Raw genomic sequence first — 19874 nt, forward strand, 5'->3', positions numbered from 1 at the left:
TAAAGATGAGAATTTAAAAAAATCAGCAAAAGATGCCATTTGAATCATAATATTTATAAAAAGAATAAATATTATGTGTTTTATTGAAAAATTCTGAAAATCAGAAAGATTATTTGTATAATTATTACTTTAGAAGACAAAATCACCTTTTTACCAAGATTATTTTTTCATTTTTTTCTAAATTATACTACTAAATATGTGATATTGTATGAGTCAAAAGGAAACTTTTTAGTTTATGACTAAAAACGACTCTTTAAATCAATTTATCAATAATCATCTCTTCGGTAATTCCTTCGGCATCAGCTTTGTAATTTTTGATGATTCTGTGACGTAAAATTCCGGTAGCCACCGCTTTTACATCTTCGATATCCGGTGAAAATTTCCCATTAAAAGCAGCATTGGCTTTGGCAGCCAAAATTAAATTTTGCGAAGCTCTTGGTCCAGCTCCCCAATCTAAATAATTTTTCACAAATTCATTCGACAACGGATTGTCCGGACGTGTTTTGCTGACCAGTGTTACTGCATATTCAATTACATTATCCGCAACAGGAATCCTGCGAATTAATTGTTGAAAATCAATAATTTCCTGCGCCGTAAATAATGGATTAATTGTGTTTTTAATATCAGAAGTTGTGCGTTTTACCACTTGCACTTCTTCCGCAAAAGAAGGATATTCGAGTTTTATGGCAAACATGAATCGGTCTAATTGTGCTTCAGGCAAAGGATACGTTCCCTCCTGCTCAATAGGATTTTGAGTTGCCAGCACAAAATACGGCAAATCCAATTTATAATTCTCCCCAGCAATAGTAACGGAACGTTCCTGCATTGCTTCCAGCAAAGCTGCCTGTGTTTTAGGCGGTGTTCTATTGATTTCGTCTGCCAGAATAATATTCGAAAAAATAGGCCCTTTTATAAATTTAAATTTTCGGCTTTCATCTAATATTTCGCTTCCCAAAATATCTGATGGCATCAAATCAGGAGTAAACTGAATTCTTTTGAAATCAAGCCCTAAGGCTTGCGCCAATGTATTTACCATCAATGTTTTTGCTAATCCGGGAACCCCAACTAAAAGCGCATGACCTCCAGAAAAAATACAAAGCAAAATTTGATCTACCACCGCATCCTGACCTACAATAATTTTTGCTATTTCGTTTTTTAGCTCATTTCGTTTTTGAACTAAGTTATGTATTGCTGCTACGTCAGACATTTTAGAATGTATTTTAAATTAAAAAGAGTTAGCGATATGAATTCATAAAGCTAACTCTTTTTATTTATTTTATAAAAATTATTTTTTCAACCAGTTGTTTGTAAAAGCACAATCTCTGTATTCACCGATAATTTTAATGTAGGTTTCTTTGATTTTCTCATCAAACCATTTTCCAATCGCTTTGATTTGTTTTTCTTTCAGCGCTAAGTCTTTAATTTTGATGTAATCCTTAGCATAATCAGCCGTATGTTCGTTTATTCTATTGGTTACGGTAATCAACTTGAATTTTTTCTTTCCTTGCTCATCTTCGATGAATGGCGCAGTAACTTCTCCTTCTTTCAAATTGGAAACTTGTCCGTATAAACTAGGATCCATTTTTGTTAATTCAAAACGAGTATCCTGTGTTTTTGGATTGATTAATGCTCCACCGTTTGCTCTGGTTTCTTTTTCTTCAGATAACGTTCTTGCTGCCTCCGCAAAAGTTATTTCCTTATCCTCAATTCTTTTTCTAATTAAAGTAATTTTTTCTTTAGCCTCTTTCAGTGATTCTTCAGAAACTGCTGGAGTCAATAAAATATGACGCAATTCTATTTCCTGTCCTTTTATTTTTTCTACATATATAATGTGATACCCAAAATCCGTTTCAAATGGAGCAGATATTTCTCCTTCGGCAAGTCCGAAAGCAACATCTTTAAATTCCTTGACAAAAGGCGTTTTACGATTCATTTTATAATACCCTCCATTAGATCTTGAACCGGGATCTTGCGAATATAGAACTGCTTTAGTTGCAAAACTGGAACCTTCCTGAATTTCTTTTTTGAAACTATTTAATTTGTCAATCACTTTTTGTTTTTCAGCCTCGGAAACTTTAGGCTTAATAACGATTTGTGCTACTTCCATTTCCGCACCAAAAACTGGAAGCTCAGTCGCAGGTATAGTTTTGAAAAAATTACGAACCTCTTCAGGTGTTATTTCGACCGCATCAATAATCTTCTTTTGCATCTCTGAAGTAAGCTTCTGTTCTTTTAGAATATCAAAGAAATAAGTTCTAAACTCTTCTTCAGAATTTTTTTTATAATACTTAACTACTTTATCCAAAGATCCCAATTGCTCAACCATATAGTTTACTCGATCCTCCATCATCCCTTTTACTTCGGAATCCGACACTTTAACACTATCTTGTATCGCTTGATGCGCATACAATTTATCTTCAAGTAATTTTCCTAACATTTGACATCTTGTAATATCTTTTACAGACCCCCCTTGACTCGAAATTTCTAAATAAGATTTATCAATATCTGAGTCTAATATAATGTAATCTCCAACTGTAGCAATTACACCGTCAATTTTTTGTTTTTGATTGGATTGTATCTTATTAGTAGTAACAACCGCACTATCTTTAATAATTTCTTGTGCCCTGGTAATCACACATGAAAAAAGCAAAAGAAAAAAAGAAAGTACAATTTTATTATTTATGAATTTCATTTGTATTTTTTTAAATGGCATTTTTTAATTTATTTTTATCGTAAAGTATCGTTGTTTTTCCTGTCTTTAAATCTGAATGAGAAAGAGTATATTAATTTTGGCCAAATATACACTTTAAGAATCAAGAAATGAATTGAATTTAACAATACAATTACTTTCAAATCTTTAAATTTAAAACGAACAAAAATAACAATTCAATTACATAATACAAGTTTCCTTACTACTATTAACAAAAATTTATAAACGCATTTATCTATCGCCTTATTTACTTTATAAATCGTATTAAAAGTGCACTTTAAAGACTAAATGAAATAGTTTAAATACACCTATTTAAATCGACTCCCTCTTTTATCTTTTTGGCTTCTATTCTTTTTTGAATTATTTATTTCCGAGGCGAACTTGTTTTGAAATCTTTAAATAGGACTCAAAATCCTTAAAACACTTTATTAGACAACATAAAAAAACTCAAAAAGAGGCCTAAAATTCTCATTTTAAGGCTCCTATTTAAAAAGTTTTTAACACTATTACGTTTTCGTAAAGAATTAAAATAACCCTTACACATATCGTGTAAGAATTTGCATAAATTAGCAAAAAAATAACATTTTATTCAAATAAATAGCGTGAAATTACATTTAATGCATTTATTTAATTCACTTACTATCATTTTAATAAATTTGAGTTTTCATCTTCAACCTTAAACCAATAAAAAAGGCCAAAACCCACATGCTATAGAATTAATATCCTACTCTATTATTCATTGCTATTAACCAAATCTATTATTTAACCTAAATTATTTATTTTATGAAAAAACAAAATTTCAAAATTTATCTTTTATCAGCCTTATTCATTGGCTTTTATTCGTGCAGTTCAAATGATGATGTAGTAACAGATTCGCCTGCAGCAGCTTCACAATTCAATGTAATAGACGTAACGCATCATGATGGGCATCCATTTAGTACTGGAAAAACAACTACTTCATTAACAGGAAAATATGTAGCAAATCCCGGAGGTGGCGTTATGATGCAAGCCTTTTATTGGGACGTACCTTCGGGAGGAACCTGGTGGAATACCGTCAATACCAAAGTGACCGAATGGTCTAATGCAGGTATCGGCTCCCTATGGCTTCCTCCAGTATCAAAAGCACAAAATGGTGCATTTTCAATGGGATACGACCCAACTGATTATTTTGATTTTGGAGATTATAATCAAAATGGTTCTGTAGAAACCAGATTTGGTTCACGCACCGAATTAGAAAGTTTAATAACAAAAGCACATACTGAAAACATGCAAGTATATGCTGATATCGTAATTAATCACAATAGCGGTGGACAATTAGAAAACAATCCTTTCACAGGAACACAAACCTACACTAATTTTACCGGTGTAGCTTCAGGAAAATTCCCAAGAACCAGTGCTGATTTTTATAAAAATTCCTATGCAAATAATGACGAAGGCGCTTTTGGAGGATTCCCAGATTTAGCACATGTAGTTCCTAATGTACAAGACTGGCTTTGGAAAAGAGCTGATGGCGTGGGTAAATACTATAAAAACACCATGCACTTTGATGGCTGGAGATTTGATTATGTAAAAGGTTTTGGTCCTTGGGTTATTAACAGTTGGAATGCAAATGTCGGCGGATTTTCTGTTGGAGAATTATGGGATTCAAACGTAAACACATTGAATGATTGGGCGAACAACGCCAATAGTTCTGTATTTGATTTTGCTTGTTATTATAAAATGAACGACGCATTTGACGGAAACAACCTTGCTTTATTGAATGATGATATGATGTGGAAAAGAAACCCATACAAAGCGGTTACTTTCGTTACCAATCATGACACAGATGAAATTTGGAAAAAAGAATTAGCGTATGCTTATATTCTTACACATGAAGGGTATCCAACTATTTTTTACAGAGATTATGAAGAATGGCTGAATAAAACAAAAATGAACAACCTGATTTGGATTCACAACAATAAAGCAACTGGCACGACTTCTATTTTATATGCAGATACGGATGAGTATATTGCTCGAAGAAACGGCTATAATGGAAATCCAGGATTAATCGTTTATATTAATAATTCATCCACTTGGCAAGAAAGATGGGTTCCTACAAATTGGGCTAATGCTCAAATCAAAGATTTTACCGGTAACTCAACTTGGATACCTACAACCCAAGGAGACACATGGGTAAAAATTCAGTGTCCCCCAAATGGGTATTCCGTTTGGTCCATTAACATGTAATCTACAATTATTCTAAAGGCTACCTGAAAAGGTAGCCCTTTTTTTATAGGTCAACAGCTTCAAAATTCTATAATTGATCTTAAAAATTAAAAGAATATCCTCTTCAAAATTCATATAATCAATTAAGAGTATACTATTTTTTTAATTGGCATTTATAAATAGTACTTTTGCAAACTATTTATACAAATATGGGCTTTTTAGAAGAAATACAACGCAGAAGAACTTTCGGGATTATCTCACATCCTGATGCCGGAAAAACAACACTTACTGAAAAACTACTCCTTTTTGGTGGAGCCATTCAAGAAGCAGGTGCTGTAAAAAACAACAAAATCAAAAAAGGCGCTACCAGTGACTTTATGGAAATTGAACGTCAGAGAGGAATTTCGGTTTCTACTTCGGTTTTGGCATTCAATTATAAAGACAAAAAGATAAATATTCTAGATACTCCGGGACACAAGGATTTTGCGGAGGACACTTTTAGAACCTTAACAGCTGTTGACAGCGTTATTGTTGTAGTTGATGTTGCCAAAGGTGTTGAGGAACAAACGGAGAAATTAGTCGCTGTTTGTAGATTGCGAAAAATTCCAATTATTGTATTCATCAATAAATTAGACAGAGAGGGAAAAGATGCTTTTGACTTAATGGATGAAGTAGAGCAAAAGCTGGGTTTAACAGTTACTCCGTTAAGTTTTCCAATAGGAATGGGATATGACTTTCAAGGAATTTATAATCTTTGGGAACAAAACATCAACTTATTTAGTGGAGACAGTCGCAAAAACATTGAAGAGACTATTGCTTTTTCTGATGTTCAAAATCCAGAATTAGAGAAAATAATCGGTCAAAAACCTGCTGACAGATTACGTGAAGAATTAGAACTTATTGACGAAGTATATCCAAAATTTGATCGTCAGGATTATTTAGACGGGAAATTACAACCTGTATTTTTTGGTTCGGCATTGAATAATTTTGGAGTAAGAGAGTTACTGGATTGTTTTGTGCAAATAGCTCCATCACCAAGACCAAAAGATTCAGAAACTCGACTAGTTGACCCAAAAGAAGAAAAAATGACTGGTTTTGTTTTTAAAATCCACGCTAATATGGATCCAAAACACCGAGACCGTCTGGCCTTTATAAAAATCGTTTCCGGAACTTTTGAAAGAAACAAACCGTATTATCACGTCCGCCAAAAAAAGAATTTAAAATTCTCCAGTCCAAATGCTTTCTTTGCTGAAAAGAAAGAAATCGTGGATATCTCCTATCCTGGCGACATTGTAGGATTACATGATACTGGAAATTTTAAAATTGGAGATACATTGACTGAGGGTGAAATCATGAGCTTCAAGGGAATTCCTAGTTTCTCACCGGAGCATTTCAGATATATAAATAATGCCGATCCGATGAAAGCCAAACAGCTCGACAAAGGAATTGATCAGTTAATGGACGAGGGTGTTGCACAATTATTCACCTTAGAAATGAATAACAGAAAAATCATTGGAACTGTAGGCGCACTTCAATATGAGGTTATTCAATATCGTTTAGAACATGAATACGGTGCAAAATGTACGTATGAGAATTTCCCAGTTCATAAAGCGTGTTGGGTAAAACCAAATGATTTAAAAAGTGATGAATTTAAAGAATTTAGGAGAATCAAACAAAAATTCCTGGCACATGATAAATATGGACAATTAGTATTTCTAGCTGATTCTGATTTTACAATTCAAATGACTCAGAATAAATATCCAAATGTCAAATTATTTTTCACCTCGGAATTTGAATAAATAGCAAAACATACGCTTGAAATAGCGAACATAAAAAAAGCCTCTTCATTACTGAAGAGGCTTTTCAATTTTTAATATGTGCTTCTTCTCTTTTAAAAAATTACGATTATAAATTTAAAGAGTCTTTAAATAATCAATACTTTTTTTCAATGCTATTTCAGGAGTTTGTACCATATCTTGCTCAACGAAGAAATGCTCAACACCATTTTGTTTTGCAGCAGTAAGTATTTTTGGCAAATCCAGCACGCCTTCACCACATGAAGTTATATATGGATAAAGGCTAATCCGTTGTGAAACATCACCACCATCTCCTGAGAATCTTTTTGCTTCTTTCATGTCTTTTATATGCATCATTTTATACCGGCCTTTGTGCTTTTTGAATAATTCGACAGGATCTGCGCCACCGGCTATTGTCCAATAAATATCCATTTCAAAATAAACCAAGCTAGGGTCTGTTTGGTCAAAAATAATATCTAATGGCATAACTCCATTCACCTTGTTTAAACCATAACCATGATTGTGATAGGCAAAACGAATTCCTTCTTTCTTGGCTTCAGCACCAATTGAATTGAATTTTTCTGCTACTCGTTTGTAATCGTCCAAGTTTTTTCTTTCAATATCGGGAATGGAAGGAAGTACCACATATTTTGCCCCAATTAAATGAGCGGCTTCCGCCAATGGTCCCATATTATTTGAAAGTGTATCAAAATCAGTATGCATAGAAGGAATACTGATACCATTTGATTTTGCTGCTTTAAAAAAACCAGAAGCTGTATTATTAAAGAAGCCACTCCCTTTAAATCCTAGTCTAGGTGTAACAGAATTCCATGAAGCTTTTGCTTTTTCAGTACTGAATTCATAAGGCCCAAAACATTCCACTTCTTTGTATCCCATTTCAGCTAACATAGCAAAAGTACTATCAAAGTTGTTTTCTAACATTTTTGGTATAGAGAATAAACCTAATCCTAGTATATTGACTAATGGAGTTTTGGCAAACATTTCATTTGCGTTTAATAAAGTTGCTACAGAAAATAGAGCTGTGCTTTGAAGAAATTGACGACGTTTCATAGTAAATATTTTAGAGTATTAATTTAAAAATAAAAAATAATGGAACTAATTTTAAAAGATTCGATAATCATTTTACACAAAAGTGTACTTTTTTTATAAAAAAACTGCCCGAAAATCACTTTTCGGGCAGCCACCATTAACAAACAAACTTAACAAATTATATTAATAACCTGGATTTTGATCTGCAATCGTTAGTGCTTTATTTTTAGCAATTTCTGATGCAGGAATTGGATATAAATTATTTTTAGCAGTATATCCTTTACTTGATAACTCTGCAGTAGCTCTTCCCCATCTAACTAAATCCCAAAAACGCTGTCCTTCAAAAGCTAACTCCAAGAATTTTTCATTTACAATAGCGTTAAACAAATTTGCACCTGTTAAGGTCGAAGACACAGCAGCTAATCCAGCTCTATTTCTAATTTTGTTTAATTCTATTCTCGCTTTGTCATCTTGTCCTTCCTTATTATAAGCTTCGGCCGCAAGCAACAATACTTCAGCAAATCTAAATAATCTGAAGTTTGTACCATAATTACGAGAGGCGTTGCCGGTACTGCTTGTTTCTGAAGCACGTGCAGCATATTTTGTTCTGATACCTCCTTCATAGTCCCAAGGGCTGCCAGTTAAACTTCCGCCAAATGCATTAAGTTCCGCTTCACTCATTACCGTAACTTTCTTACGAGTTACATCACCTGCAGCATCAAAAGCATTTAATATTTTTGCTGTTGGCAAGTTAAAGCCCCATCCATTACTCAATCCAGTACCCGTCAAATTAAAGTAACCATCACCACGAGCACCCATTAATTGTATAAATATGTTACTTTCATTACGACCAGCAAGATTTGCATTATTCGCATCATACCCTTTTGTAGTAAGAAAGCCTACTTCGAATAAAGACTCTTTTCCAAATTCTGAATCTTTTAACCAAACTTTTGAAACGTCTGACTCTAAACCATGAGCGGGATTATCTATTACAGCTTTTAGATAAGGAATTGCAGCAAGAGTTTTCCCTTGAAAAACCAAAACTTTCCCTAGTAATGCTTGAGCAGCTCCTTTTGAAACTCTAAAATTATTTTTAACCGCGCTTTTATCTGGCAAACCAGCAATAGCTACAACTAAATCAGCTTCTATTTGAGCATAAATTTCTGCTCTTGGACTTTTTGGTTTGGCAAAAGCTTCAGCGCTAATTGTTGTGGGATTTTCTAAACGCAAAGGCACAGCACCCCACATAGTTGTTAGCTCAAAATAACACCAAGCTCTCATAAACTTTGCTTCTGCAATTGCAAAAGTCTTATTGCTCAAGCTTCCTGCTTCAACCTTTTCTATAATAGTGTTTGCAAGTGCAATTGTTTTATATTCCTTATTCCAAACACCTTCCAAAGAGGGATTAGAAATAGATATATTTGTATAATCATCAATTTCTTGTAATTGTTTTTGATCTGTTGCATTACCACCACCGGCATTAGCCTCATCACCCGGCAGTACTTTAATTATAAAAGCTGAATTCCAGGCCTGAGCATTATTAAATTGCACAAGGTCATACAATCCAATTAAAGCTTCTTCCGTATTACTTTCACTATTAAAGAAAGTTGTACTCTCCAGCACACCTACCGGAGTTACCTCCGTAAAATCTGAACTACATGATACAGTTATTAAAAATATAACCATAACACTATATATTATTTTTTTCATATTTAATGTTTTATTTTATTAAAATTCAAGTGACAAACCAAATAATATTTTAGCAGCTATTGGATAAAATCCTCTATCTACCCCTATACTATTATCAGAAAAACTTCCTGCTTCAGGATCCAAACCATTGTATTTAGTAAAGGTAAAATAGTCGTCTAAAGACACATAAGTTCTTAGTTTATTCAATTTCAACTTATTAGATACTTCTTTAGAGAAGTTATATCCTAATTGAATTTGTTTAATTCTCATATAAGAACCATCATTTACTACTAAATCAGTATCATATGCAGATGTTGCATATTGCGCAGCAGGATAAGATGCAATATCTCCTGCCTGTTGCCATCTACCATTAAAAAATTGAATTGGTTTATTGGTAATCGGTCTTGAAGTCTGGTGGTAAGCTTCAAAAATATCATTCCCTTGCGTACCTTGAACTCTAATGTTTAAGTCAATACCTTTATATCCAAATTGAATATTTCCTCCATAAAGAAGATCCGGGTGAGGAGAACCAATTTTTGTTTTATCGTTTGATGTGATTCCAGCTACACCATCGGTGTCTACAATATTTATTTTTCCTGTTGCAGGATCTATACCGTCAGTTTTATATCCATAGAAATACCATAATGGTAATCCTTTTTGAAAACGAGTTACACCATCATTATTTTGTGGTGCAAGTGCACCTATTATAAAACCATTATCACCTACATAATTGATATCAGTAACTTCGTTATGCAAGGTTGACAAATTAAGGTCTATGCCATAACTAAAACCACCCGCTGTTTTATCACTGTACCCCATTTCAAATTCAAAACCTTTATTTTCAACTGTTCCTGCATTAATAGAAGGAACTCCTACACCTAAAGATGGAGGCGCAATGATATTTCCATTTACAAGAAGTAAATTTTTAGTTGTTTTAACATAATAATCAACTGAAAAATTTAACCTATTATTTAATGCTCGTAAATCTAAGCCCAAATCCAATTGTTCAGAACGTTCCCATTCTAAATTAGTATTTGGTAAATTCCCTGGAGTAATACCACTTGCACCTTCGTAAACAACTGGAACTGTTAAAGCAGTTTCTGTTGCTACAGTTTGAAATATTAAACTGCTTATGTAAGTACTTAAATTGTTATCACTACCATTTTGTCCCCAACTAGCTCGTAGTTTTAGATAATCAATTTTAGAGCCTTCTGCCCAAAAATTTTCTTTAGATACTAACCATCCTGCAGAAGCTGCCGGGAAATACCCCGATTTTTTTGAAGTCGGAAAAAAACTAGAGGTATCGTTACGCAACGAGCCTTCTAATAAATATTTACCCATATAATCATATGAAATTCTTCCAAAAACTGAGCTTCCCCTTTTTTCAACAATACTACCACCAATTACATCATTATCTCGGTTTGCATAGTCAAAGTATGCAAATTGGTCCGTTTGATCATGAATTTGCGATCCGCGTAAAGAATAAAATGGACTCTTAGTTTTCTCAGATGAATACCCCAATAATCCTGTTATATTATGATTACCAAATTCTTTAGTGTAGCTCACAAAATTTTCCCATAACCATTTTGAACTTCTTGAAATCTGATTGTTTAATGTTACAGTAGGATTTTGAGCTTCTGACGATACAACCCAAATAGGGGTCCATCTATTATCAAACGTATTGGTTCTTTCATATCCGAATCTAGAGGTAAATGATAAACCTTCCGCTAAATTCAATTTAGCAAACACCGATGTTAAAATTTTATCCGTATCAATACCTCCTCTAAATGTGTAATTTGCTAATCCCACAGGGTTGACAGCCTCACCCGTTGCATAAGTTGGGTATCCGTAAACATTCCCATTACCATCTGTCATAGCTGTTCCTGCAGCTACTCCAGCTAAAGCTCTTTGTGGTAAAGTTCCTGCATAAATCACTGGCGTTAATGGATCCATAACTAAAGCTTGAGTTACAACTCCAGCTGTTGAATTATCTTCAGTAATAGGCGAAGACCCTATATTTGAATAGGTTATATTAGAACCTAATTCTAGCCAATCATTGACTTGAGTTTTAAGATTAAGTCTTCCTGTAAATCTTTTATAGTTTGAATCTTTACCAACAACACCATCTTGATCCATATATGAACTTGAAAAATAGAAAGACGTTTTCTCGTTAGCTCCAGAGATACTTAAATCATGTCTTTGTGTAGCGGCATTTTTAAAAGTTTCATCGATCCAATTTGTATTAATGCCGTTATCAACTATCTGGGTTCTTCCTGCCTCTTGGAAATAGGTTACAAATTGAGACGCATTCATCAACTTCATATTAGACCTAACGGATTGAGTACCTAATTGAGTACTGTAGCTAACTATTGTTTCTCCAGGCTTACCTTGTTTAGTTGTAATAATGATAACTCCATTTGCTCCTTGTGTACCATAAATTGCAGAAGATGCTGCATCTTTTAAAACCTCCATGTTAGCAATGTCATTTGGAGAAATATTATCTATAGAACTTACTTTCATTCCATCAACAATATATAATGGATCTGAATTTCCATTAGAACCAGCACCTCTAATTCTAACTTTAGAACCAGAACCTGGAGCCCCAGAAGAAGACACAACGGTAACACCTGATGTTTTACCCTGCAACACAGACTCAACACGTGCTGACGAAGAATTTTGAATATCAGCAGCACTAATACTAGAAATTGCCCCTGTTACTAAACTTTTCTTCTTTACCCCATAACCTACAACCACAACTTCGTCTAAAACAGCTGAATCCTCTTCCAACACTACATTAATTGGAGATTTCCCTTTATAATTAATCTCTTGAGATTTAAAACCTATAAAAGTGAAGACTAGAACATCTCCATTCTTAGCATTGATTTCATAAGCCCCATTAATATCTGTTTGTGTTCCTGCAGCAGTACCTTTAACCGATACATTAACACCTGGAATAGGACCTGTTTTATCGGATACAGTACCCGATACTGATTGAGCATAAATAATACTTCCAAATAATAAGAATACTGGAAGTATTAGTTTTTTTAGCAGTTTGTTTTTCATAAAAATTTTTTTTTGGTTAGTTTTAGTACTATGAGATTTAATTTTAAAAAAAGGATCAATGTGAATAATAAAAATGCAATGAGAGCATCTAAATAGTAGTATTTCAACAAATTAATTCCATTAAGAAAATTTAAATTCCATAGTTCGACAAATGTTAAGAAAATCCAAAAATTAAAATATCAATTTTAAAGCAATAACTATAATTTTTAAAGCTATTACCTATTTAACTAACCTTTAAGCGATATTTTTATAGTCGATGCAACAATTTTTATAGTCTTAAATTCCATTTTAACTATAAATATCCCTTTATAAACGACCTTCTATCATAATTCGATTCTATAATTGATTGATTTATATATCCAATAGATCATAGAAGGCCTTTAATTAATTATTTGGATGGATTGCATTGTTTTTAATGTTAGAGAAGGCTCAAAAGTCATCAACAAAACCACCTTTTAAACCTTACGCCCCAACAGAAAAGGATAAAAAAGAAGATTTGGGGATGCGGTTCGGCAAATACGAAAGCAGCAGTTTTTGGATGAATCTCTTAACCGATTTAAAAACTAGTGTTGTTGAAGACAGAAGTGTTTTTCCGATATCCAAAACACAAATAGGGGAAGAACCGTAATCAATTTACTGCCGATATGAAACTATCATAACGCTCCAACCAAAAAAGCCGCAGAGCTGACTTTAAACGATTTTACCGACAAATGGGAAAGTAAATATTTTTATGTTCTCAAATCCTGGCACGATAACTGGGAGGAGCTAACGGTATTTTTTGACTTTACAATTGTAATCTGAAAAATCATTTATGCTACAATTTAATTGAAAATCTTATTGGTAAAATCCGAAAACACACCAAAAACAAATTGCCATTCCCTACGGATTAGGCAGTTCTAAAATCAGTATTTTTTTGGCTTTAAGAGAAGTAACCAAAAAATAGTTCATGCCGATTCAAAATTGGGCAATTGTTTTAAACCAATTTATCCTTATATTAAAAAAAGGCTCCGATTATAAAATCGAAGCCTAACTTTTTAACTTACACACTTTTGGGGAGCGTGTCATTTTTATTACATATCCATTTCAACTTACACCCTTTTTGGAATATTGCACTTAGTGGGTTTAAAAATGAGGATTCTACACTGATTTTCTAATCGACTAAACCAATCATCAAAGCTCGTTTTTATTGATTTTAACATCTGTAGGTAATATACCAAAATAACTCTTAAAGCATTTTGTAAAATAAGAAGGGGAAGAAAATCCAGTTTTATAACATACTTCGCTTATACTTACATTGTCCTTTTCCAAAATTTGTTTTGCTTTTTGAAGTCGAACATTTCTTAAAAACTCATTAGCGGTCTGGTTGGTGAGCACTTTAATTTTTCTATAAAATTGGCTTCTACTCAATTTTAATTGAGTAGCAAGTGATTCTACATTTAAATCCGGATTACTTATATTCTCTTTAATATAGTTTAACACTTTCTCAATAAATTCTTTATCTAAGGATAATGTTTTAATTCCCTCAGGCACTGTACTAATTAAACTAAAATATTTATTAAAAATTAACTGCCTGCTAGTTATTAACTGGGACAAGCGCAACCTTAATAGCCTCATATCAAAAGGCTTAACCATATAAGCATCTGCACCCACTTCAATACCTTCTATTCTATCTTCGATTTCAGTTTTGGCAGTAAGCATTAATACAGGTATATGACTTGTTCTTAAATCTCTCTTTATATTTTTACAAAAATCGAACCCATCCATCTCTGGCATCATGACATCTGTTAATATAATATCCGGAAGAAACTCATTAGCTAAATCAATTCCACTTTTCCCATTATTAGCAACTAAAACCTTGTACTCATTTTCAAGTTCTTTTTTTAAATAATCTCTAAGTTCGTAATTATCTTCTACTATTAACAATGTGTATTTATGTAGATTTTCCTCTATATCAATTCCCTTTTCCTTTTCTTTTTCTTTTTCAAAACTTGTAAGTGCTTGTTCCTTTTTAACTTGAACCTCTACACTATCTAAAAGTATTTCATTATCATCAAAATGAGACTTACCTATTGGCAATATGATTGTAAAAGTAGTTCCTTCTCCTACTTTACTGTCAACTTCAATTTCGCCTTTATGTAACCTAACAAAATCTCGAACCAATTCTAAACCAATTCCTGTACCTCCGTAATAACTTTTATTTAAATTTTCAACTTGATAAAACCGCTCAAATATTTTTTCCAATTCTCCTTTTTCAATGCCCGGACCCGTATCAGAAATAATAATCTCTACCGCTTTTACCCCCTCAGTTTTATTCACTAAAGGTAAATGGAATAACTTATCCGTTGATTGAAGATTGATATTGATTGTCCCACCATTTGGTGTAACCTTAATCGCATTTGATAGTATATTGAAAATAATCTTTTCCAACATATCTGCATCACTCCAAATTGATAGATCTGCTACATCTGAATCTAGATCAAATTCTATTCCTTTGATAGATAATTCTTCTCTAAAATGGATTACAACATCTTTAATAAAATCCACTAAATTTAATTTCACAGCTTTAACCTTTAATTTATTTGATTCCAGTTTCTTAAAATCTAATAGCTCGTTAATCAATCTATAAAGTCTATTGGTGTTTTTATGAATAATATTAAGCTTTTCTTTTGTTCGTGTTGCAAGGTTTAAGGTATCATCTCTAATAATATCGTCAATAGAGTTCATAATTAAGGTAAGAGGTGTTCTTAATTCATGGGATATATTAGTGAAAAACTGAAACTTTTTTTCATTTAAAGCCTTTTCTTGCACTCTTTTATTTTGTTCTAGAATGATTCCTTTATTTTTATTCAACCTACTAAGCATCATCTTATTAAAATAATAGCCCCCCAAAAGCAAGAAAACAACATAAGAGAACAAAGCTATATTTGACTTCCACCAAGGTGGTAAAACAGTTATTTTTAGTTCTAATATTTCTTTATTCCATTTACCATCACTATTGGCAGATTTTAATTTGAATATATAATTACCCTGTTCCAAATTTGTATACGTGGCACTTTTTAATCTACCAACATAATTCCATGATTTTTCCAAACCTTCAAGATAATAAGCATATTGATTTTTTTCGGGTCTTGTATAGTTAATACCTGTATATTCAATAGTAAATACAGATTCTGTATTATTTAAAGTAATACTCTTCGTTTCACCAATAACGCTTTGAAGGGGGGACCCTTTCTGATTTGTCTTAACCGTTTTATTAAATAACTTAAAACCTGTTAAATATAACGATGGTAAAACATTATTAACTATTATATTTGAAGGGTTGAAATAATCTAATCCAAAATAATTACCAAAATAAATAATTCCTTGTTCATCTCTAAAAGCAGCATTTCGGTTAAAATCATTAGAAAGAAGTCCATCATTTTTTGTAAACCTAGTAAACGTATTGGTTTTAACGTCAAATCTTGTAACCCCTGAATTTGAACTTAGCCAAATATTTCCCTTTAAATCTCCAATAATACCCACTATATTATCGGCTTCTAAACCACTTCCTTTGTTATACCATTTAAAACGATCTGTTTTACCACTATATTTACACAAACCAGCTCCTTTTGTTCCAATCCATATTGAACCGTCTTCTCCTTCGTATAGTGACAAAATAACGTTCGTTTTCGCATAATTTTTAAATTCTTTAGCCATCCTATTAGCCATTGATACTATAGAAAACGTATTCCCTGCTAACTTTTTAATCTTAAACAAACCTATATTTGTTGTCGCTACCCAAAGATTACCTTTTTTATCAAACAATATTTTAGACACATAACTATCTGAAATACCAGATTTTAAAAATGGCTCCGATCTGTGATTTATAAATTTTCCTGTAGCTGGATTGAACGAATGCAGCCCTTTATCCCGACTAGCAAACCAAATAGTTCCTTCTAAATCTTCCGTAATACTTATAATATTATTGGAGGCTAAACCTCCACCTGAATTTTTTACAGTGTAATTAATGAATTTTTTACCGCCATTCTTTAAAAAATATATTCCTCCATTCCAGGTACCAGCCCATATATTTTGTTTACTGTCAATAAGTAATGCTTCGACATAATTATCGGTCAGCCCAGAAAACACCTTGTTTTCTGCAGAACCAATATGAGTATACTGACTTGATTTAGGATCAAAAACATCGATACCACCACCATCCATAGCTATCCAAAATTTATTAAAACGATCTTTTACAATAGCAGTAACAGAGCTTATTTGTAATGAATTAGGAATACCAGGAATGCTTTCTAGATTTTCAAACTTATCATATAACTTGTCGTAAACACCGATTCCTGCATTATAATACCCGATCCATATCCGTTCATTACGATCCACAAATAAAGACCAAATAGAATTACATAGAATATTTTTTCTTTCGGATTTACTTGATAAATAATGATTTAAAATTTTCCCATTGGAGTCAATATGAAATAACCCTTCATTCTCCGTACCACACATTAAAGTTTTGTCGGGTAGATTAATAATGGATAAAATACGATTTTGTGAAATTTGAAAATGATCTATCTCAAATAGATGATCATTACTATTATCATTCCTCTTAATTTTATATAAGCCTGTAGACACAGTTCCAATCCATATATTATTTTTTTCTATTAATAAAGTATGGACAGGGTCATTAATGGACTTAACCCCTTCTTTATTTTTAAAAACAGAACGTCTAAGTGAATTTGTTTTAGCGTCATACTCTTTAAGACCTCTATCAGTTCCAGCATAAACCTTTCCCTTAGAATCTACCTGAAGCGCATTTATCGTAATCGTTGAAGTTAAGTTAGATTCTTGACATGGTATTTTTTCAACCTTAAAATTATTTAAATCCAACTTGAATAATCCTAGTTCTATAGTACCAATAAATAAGTTCCCCTTATTATCTCCTTTCAAACTTTTAACCAAAACGTTTCTTTTATTTTTATTGAATTCCGTTAAAAGAATTCTTTTAAAACAATCATTCTTGTAGTCGTATAAATTGAGTCCTTCGTCCGTACCAAACCACAATCTGTTCTTATGGTCAAGATAAGAACAATTGATAGTATTATTACTTAAGGAGGAAGGATCGTTTGGTTTGAATTTATAGGTTTTGTAATCACTGCCGTCAAATTTATTTAATCCAGCTCCACTGGTACCTAGCCAAATAAAACCGTAATGGTCTTGAATTATTGTAGGTACGCCAATTTGGGAAATGCTTTCTTTTATTTTAACAAATCTATACTTTTCAACTGGTTTTTGAGACCAAGCAGTTATGGATAACAACACTAAATAACAAACAAAAAAATTCTTTTTCATATTACAACACCCCTTTTTTCAAAAATAAATATAGCTAAAATTAACACTTTAAATTATATAAATCATTTAAATTTCCCTAACAAATTAAAATTATTATGTTTAATAAGTATTTTAGTCCATTAACAGCAATAAATTATTTAGGGTAGACAAATTAAATTGTGTGTCGCTATTTCAGTATGGGACATGTTGTATTCCTTAAATTTTGACAGCTGTTCGCTTTCTAATTTTTCGAGTGATTTGTTTTGCTGTTTACGCAGCTTTTCCTTTTTTGAACTTTGGTTAATCTCACGGATTTTTTCTTGAAACTTCTGACTATCTATTTTTTGTATCTTTTTGATTATGAGAACATATAATGTCCGACTCGATGTCTTGACCAATTTCTGCTAAAACAGCATCAATTTTACCTTGAAGTCTTTCTTTATTTTTCTCAACTGCTTTTTCCAAACAAAACTGTATTTATGCGCATTGGCTTCTATTTTAGTCCCATCGATAAATTGCTTCTCTAAACTAATGAGTTCTAAATCAACCATCATTTCAACGAGTTGACTGAACAGTTTTTCAATACTTCCTTTTAATTTCTGTCTCTAAAATCATTTATGGTTCTAAAATCAGGTTGCAAACCACCTGAAAGCCACATAAAGTAAATGTTTTCCTTAATGGAGCTATTTTCTGTAAGAATAAGTATTGTTTAAATACCCGTAAAATAATATTTTAAACAGCATTTTAGGGTGGTAACTAGAAGTTCCACCTCCTTTGTATTGTGAGATAATATCAGGGATTTCTAATCTTTCAACAACGCAATCTATTAATCTAGCGGAATGATTTTCTGAGATTAAATCATTTAAATTCAACGGAAAAAGTTCTTGTTGATGAACTGAATGATATTTGAAAACGGGCTGCATTATCAGTGTTTTTAGTACTTAAAAACACTGATAATCAAGATTGAAAACAAAAAAAACTGCCCGAAATTACTTTTCGGACAGCCTCTTTTTTTATGTGGATTAAAAATCAATTTAATCTTAAGTTAATGAACTCTCTAAATTTACTGCTTTTTTCAAAAAAGCTTTGATTAACAAACGGTTTGGAGCTGTTCCAGAAGTAATAACTTGTTTTTTCGTATTTATACCTTCAGTAGAAATAGTATTATTTGGATCTTGTTTAGAACCCATGAACCAAAGCACAAAATTCATATTATTAGAAGTAGTATTTGTCGAAACATTATTTTGCTTTGCAACACTTACAACTTCAATAGCATTAGCAGCTAAATTATTTTCAGTTGATTGACCAAAAGCAGAAACATTAGATAATAAAATAATTACCAACAACATAAAAACGTTGTTAATCTTTTTATTTCTATTATGTTTTGAAAAATGATTCATTTGTATGTTTTTTATTAAATTAAATAAGATGTTTCTCTTATTCTGATACGAAACTATACCATTAACTTTCTAATAAAAAATATTTTCGATGAACCACCATTATACCCGTCTAAGCGACAAAATTTGAATATGAACACGGCTTAATTTATATTATTGGCACCTTAATCAATCTTTCTGCTGTTCTTCTTAAATAAGGATAAAATGAAACAGATTAAAATTATTATCTTTTAAGAAAAGCTCTTCATTAAAAAAATAAACAAAAAAAAGGCTCCATTTCTGGAGCCTTTCTATTACTATGCTTGTCCTGCTGGACCAAAATTAAGTGGAATAGGAGGTTGTTCGGTGTCTTTTATTTCGCCGTGGGCTGCTTCAAAACGGTGAATGTTTTCTCCAATTGCTTTCAACAATCTTTTGGCATGTTGCGGTGTCAAGACAATTCTTGATTTTACCTTAGCTTTAGGAATACCAGGCATGATACTTACAAAATCTAAAACAAATTCTGAAGAGGAATGATTGATTATTGCCAAATTGGAATAAATCCCTTCAGCAGTTTTTTCATCCAACTCAATGTTGATCTGTTCTTGTTGTTGATTTGAATTGCTCATAAATATTTTATTTTTTTCCATTCCCCTCTCCGAA

At 32.3% G+C, this 19874-nt stretch carries 13 protein-coding genes and 1 pseudogene; 3 read left to right on the forward strand and 11 right to left on the reverse strand.

Annotated features, from left to right (window positions below; all coding sequences use genetic code 11):
- Positions 1 to 253: 253 nt before the first annotated feature.
- Both ACM55K_RS04845 and ACM55K_RS04850 read right to left on the reverse strand, forming a co-directional pair.
- Positions 254 to 1207 (reverse strand): AAA family ATPase, encoded by a 954-nt coding sequence (locus tag ACM55K_RS04845; RefSeq protein ID WP_416849130.1) that lies wholly within the window; start codon positions 1205 to 1207, stop codon positions 254 to 256.
- Positions 1208 to 1285: 78 nt separating this feature from the next.
- On the reverse strand, positions 1286 to 2713 hold the full coding sequence (locus ACM55K_RS04850; RefSeq protein ID WP_416849132.1) for a peptidylprolyl isomerase: 1428 nt from the start codon (positions 2711 to 2713) through the stop codon (positions 1286 to 1288).
- Between the two features lie 780 nt (positions 2714 to 3493).
- Between ACM55K_RS04850 and ACM55K_RS04855 the strand changes: the two genes are divergently transcribed.
- Both ACM55K_RS04855 and ACM55K_RS04860 read left to right on the forward strand, forming a co-directional pair.
- Positions 3494 to 4936 carry an alpha-amylase gene (locus tag ACM55K_RS04855; protein WP_416849133.1) on the forward strand — a complete coding sequence of 481 codons (1443 nt, stop codon included), beginning with the start codon at positions 3494 to 3496 and terminating at the stop codon, positions 4934 to 4936.
- Positions 4937 to 5124: 188 nt separating this feature from the next.
- Positions 5125 to 6714: a peptide chain release factor 3 gene (locus ACM55K_RS04860; RefSeq protein ID WP_416849479.1), complete on the forward strand. Its 1590-nt coding sequence runs from the start codon at positions 5125 to 5127 to the stop codon at positions 6712 to 6714.
- 114 nt (positions 6715 to 6828) lie between these two features.
- On the opposite strand, the gene ACM55K_RS04865 is transcribed toward ACM55K_RS04860, so the two are convergent.
- The 3 genes from ACM55K_RS04865 to ACM55K_RS04875 all read right to left on the reverse strand — a co-directional run bounded on the left by ACM55K_RS04865 (position 6829) and on the right by ACM55K_RS04875 (position 12513).
- Positions 6829 to 7782, reverse strand: coding sequence for a sugar phosphate isomerase/epimerase family protein (locus ACM55K_RS04865; RefSeq protein WP_416849134.1), 954 nt, complete (start codon positions 7780 to 7782; stop codon positions 6829 to 6831).
- 162 nt (positions 7783 to 7944) lie between these two features.
- Complete coding sequence (locus tag ACM55K_RS04870) at positions 7945 to 9471, reverse strand: RagB/SusD family nutrient uptake outer membrane protein (protein WP_416849135.1); 1527 nt, start codon at positions 9469 to 9471, stop codon at positions 7945 to 7947.
- An 18-nt stretch (positions 9472 to 9489) separates the two neighbouring features.
- Complete coding sequence (locus ACM55K_RS04875) at positions 9490 to 12513, reverse strand: SusC/RagA family TonB-linked outer membrane protein (RefSeq protein ID WP_416849136.1); 3024 nt, start codon at positions 12511 to 12513, stop codon at positions 9490 to 9492.
- 384 nt (positions 12514 to 12897) lie between these two features.
- Here ACM55K_RS04875 and ACM55K_RS04880 point away from each other — a divergent pair.
- Positions 12898 to 13530, forward strand: a pseudogene (locus ACM55K_RS04880) (transposase); the annotation flags it as partial.
- A 153-nt stretch (positions 13531 to 13683) separates the two neighbouring features.
- On the opposite strand, the gene ACM55K_RS04885 reads toward ACM55K_RS04880, so the two are convergent.
- From ACM55K_RS04885 to ACM55K_RS04910, 6 genes are all read right to left on the reverse strand, one after another.
- The gene (locus ACM55K_RS04885; protein ID WP_416849137.1) at positions 13684 to 17856 is read right to left on the reverse strand and encodes a hybrid sensor histidine kinase/response regulator transcription factor; all 4173 of its coding nucleotides are present in this window, start codon (positions 17854 to 17856) and stop codon (positions 13684 to 13686) included.
- Positions 17857 to 18168: 312 nt separating this feature from the next.
- A complete protein-coding gene (locus tag ACM55K_RS04890; RefSeq protein ID WP_416849139.1) occupies positions 18169 to 18300 on the reverse strand; it encodes a hypothetical protein in 132 nt (43 codons plus the stop codon).
- Between the two features lie 127 nt (positions 18301 to 18427).
- Positions 18428 to 18541 carry a transposase gene (locus tag ACM55K_RS04895; protein WP_416849480.1) on the reverse strand — a complete coding sequence of 38 codons (114 nt, stop codon included), beginning with the start codon at positions 18539 to 18541 and terminating at the stop codon, positions 18428 to 18430.
- Entirely contained in the window at positions 18519 to 18758 is a 240-nt protein-coding gene (locus tag ACM55K_RS04900; RefSeq protein ID WP_416849140.1) for a transposase, read from the reverse strand. The genes ACM55K_RS04895 and ACM55K_RS04900 overlap by 23 nt, the downstream gene beginning before the upstream one ends.
- 117 nt (positions 18759 to 18875) lie before the next feature.
- Positions 18876 to 19235, reverse strand: a complete 360-nt coding sequence (locus ACM55K_RS04905; protein WP_416849141.1) for a hypothetical protein — start codon at positions 19233 to 19235, stop codon at positions 18876 to 18878.
- Positions 19236 to 19528: 293 nt separating this feature from the next.
- Entirely contained in the window at positions 19529 to 19840 is a 312-nt protein-coding gene (locus ACM55K_RS04910) for a DUF3467 domain-containing protein (protein ID WP_416844038.1), read from the reverse strand.
- Between the last annotated feature and the right edge of the window lie 34 nt (positions 19841 to 19874).

The organism is Flavobacterium arabinosi (assembly GCF_048158725.1).
In the GTDB taxonomy this organism is placed as follows: domain Bacteria; phylum Bacteroidota; class Bacteroidia; order Flavobacteriales; family Flavobacteriaceae; genus Flavobacterium; species Flavobacterium arabinosi.

Coding starts and splice junctions, on each gene's coding strand:
- ACM55K_RS04845 (WP_416849130.1), bottom strand. CDS start 1,207: ATGTCTGACGTAGCAGCAATACATAACTTAGTTCAAAAACGAAATGAG.
- ACM55K_RS04850 (WP_416849132.1), bottom strand. CDS start 2,713: ATGCCATTTAAAAAAATACAAATGAAATTCATAAATAATAAAATTGTA.
- ACM55K_RS04855 (WP_416849133.1), top strand. CDS start 3,494: ATGAAAAAACAAAATTTCAAAATTTATCTTTTATCAGCCTTATTCATT.
- ACM55K_RS04860 (WP_416849479.1), top strand. CDS start 5,125: ATGGGCTTTTTAGAAGAAATACAACGCAGAAGAACTTTCGGGATTATC.
- ACM55K_RS04865 (WP_416849134.1), bottom strand. CDS start 7,782: ATGAAACGTCGTCAATTTCTTCAAAGCACAGCTCTATTTTCTGTAGCA.
- ACM55K_RS04870 (WP_416849135.1), bottom strand. CDS start 9,471: ATGAAAAAAATAATATATAGTGTTATGGTTATATTTTTAATAACTGTA.
- ACM55K_RS04875 (WP_416849136.1), bottom strand. CDS start 12,513: ATGAAAAACAAACTGCTAAAAAAACTAATACTTCCAGTATTCTTATTA.
- ACM55K_RS04885 (WP_416849137.1), bottom strand. CDS start 17,856: ATGAAAAAGAATTTTTTTGTTTGTTATTTAGTGTTGTTATCCATAACT.
- ACM55K_RS04900 (WP_416849140.1), bottom strand. CDS start 18,758: ATGCAGCCCGTTTTCAAATATCATTCAGTTCATCAACAAGAACTTTTT.
- ACM55K_RS04905 (WP_416849141.1), bottom strand. CDS start 19,235: ATGAATCATTTTTCAAAACATAATAGAAATAAAAAGATTAACAACGTT.
- ACM55K_RS04910 (WP_416844038.1), bottom strand. CDS start 19,840: ATGAGCAATTCAAATCAACAACAAGAACAGATCAACATTGAGTTGGAT.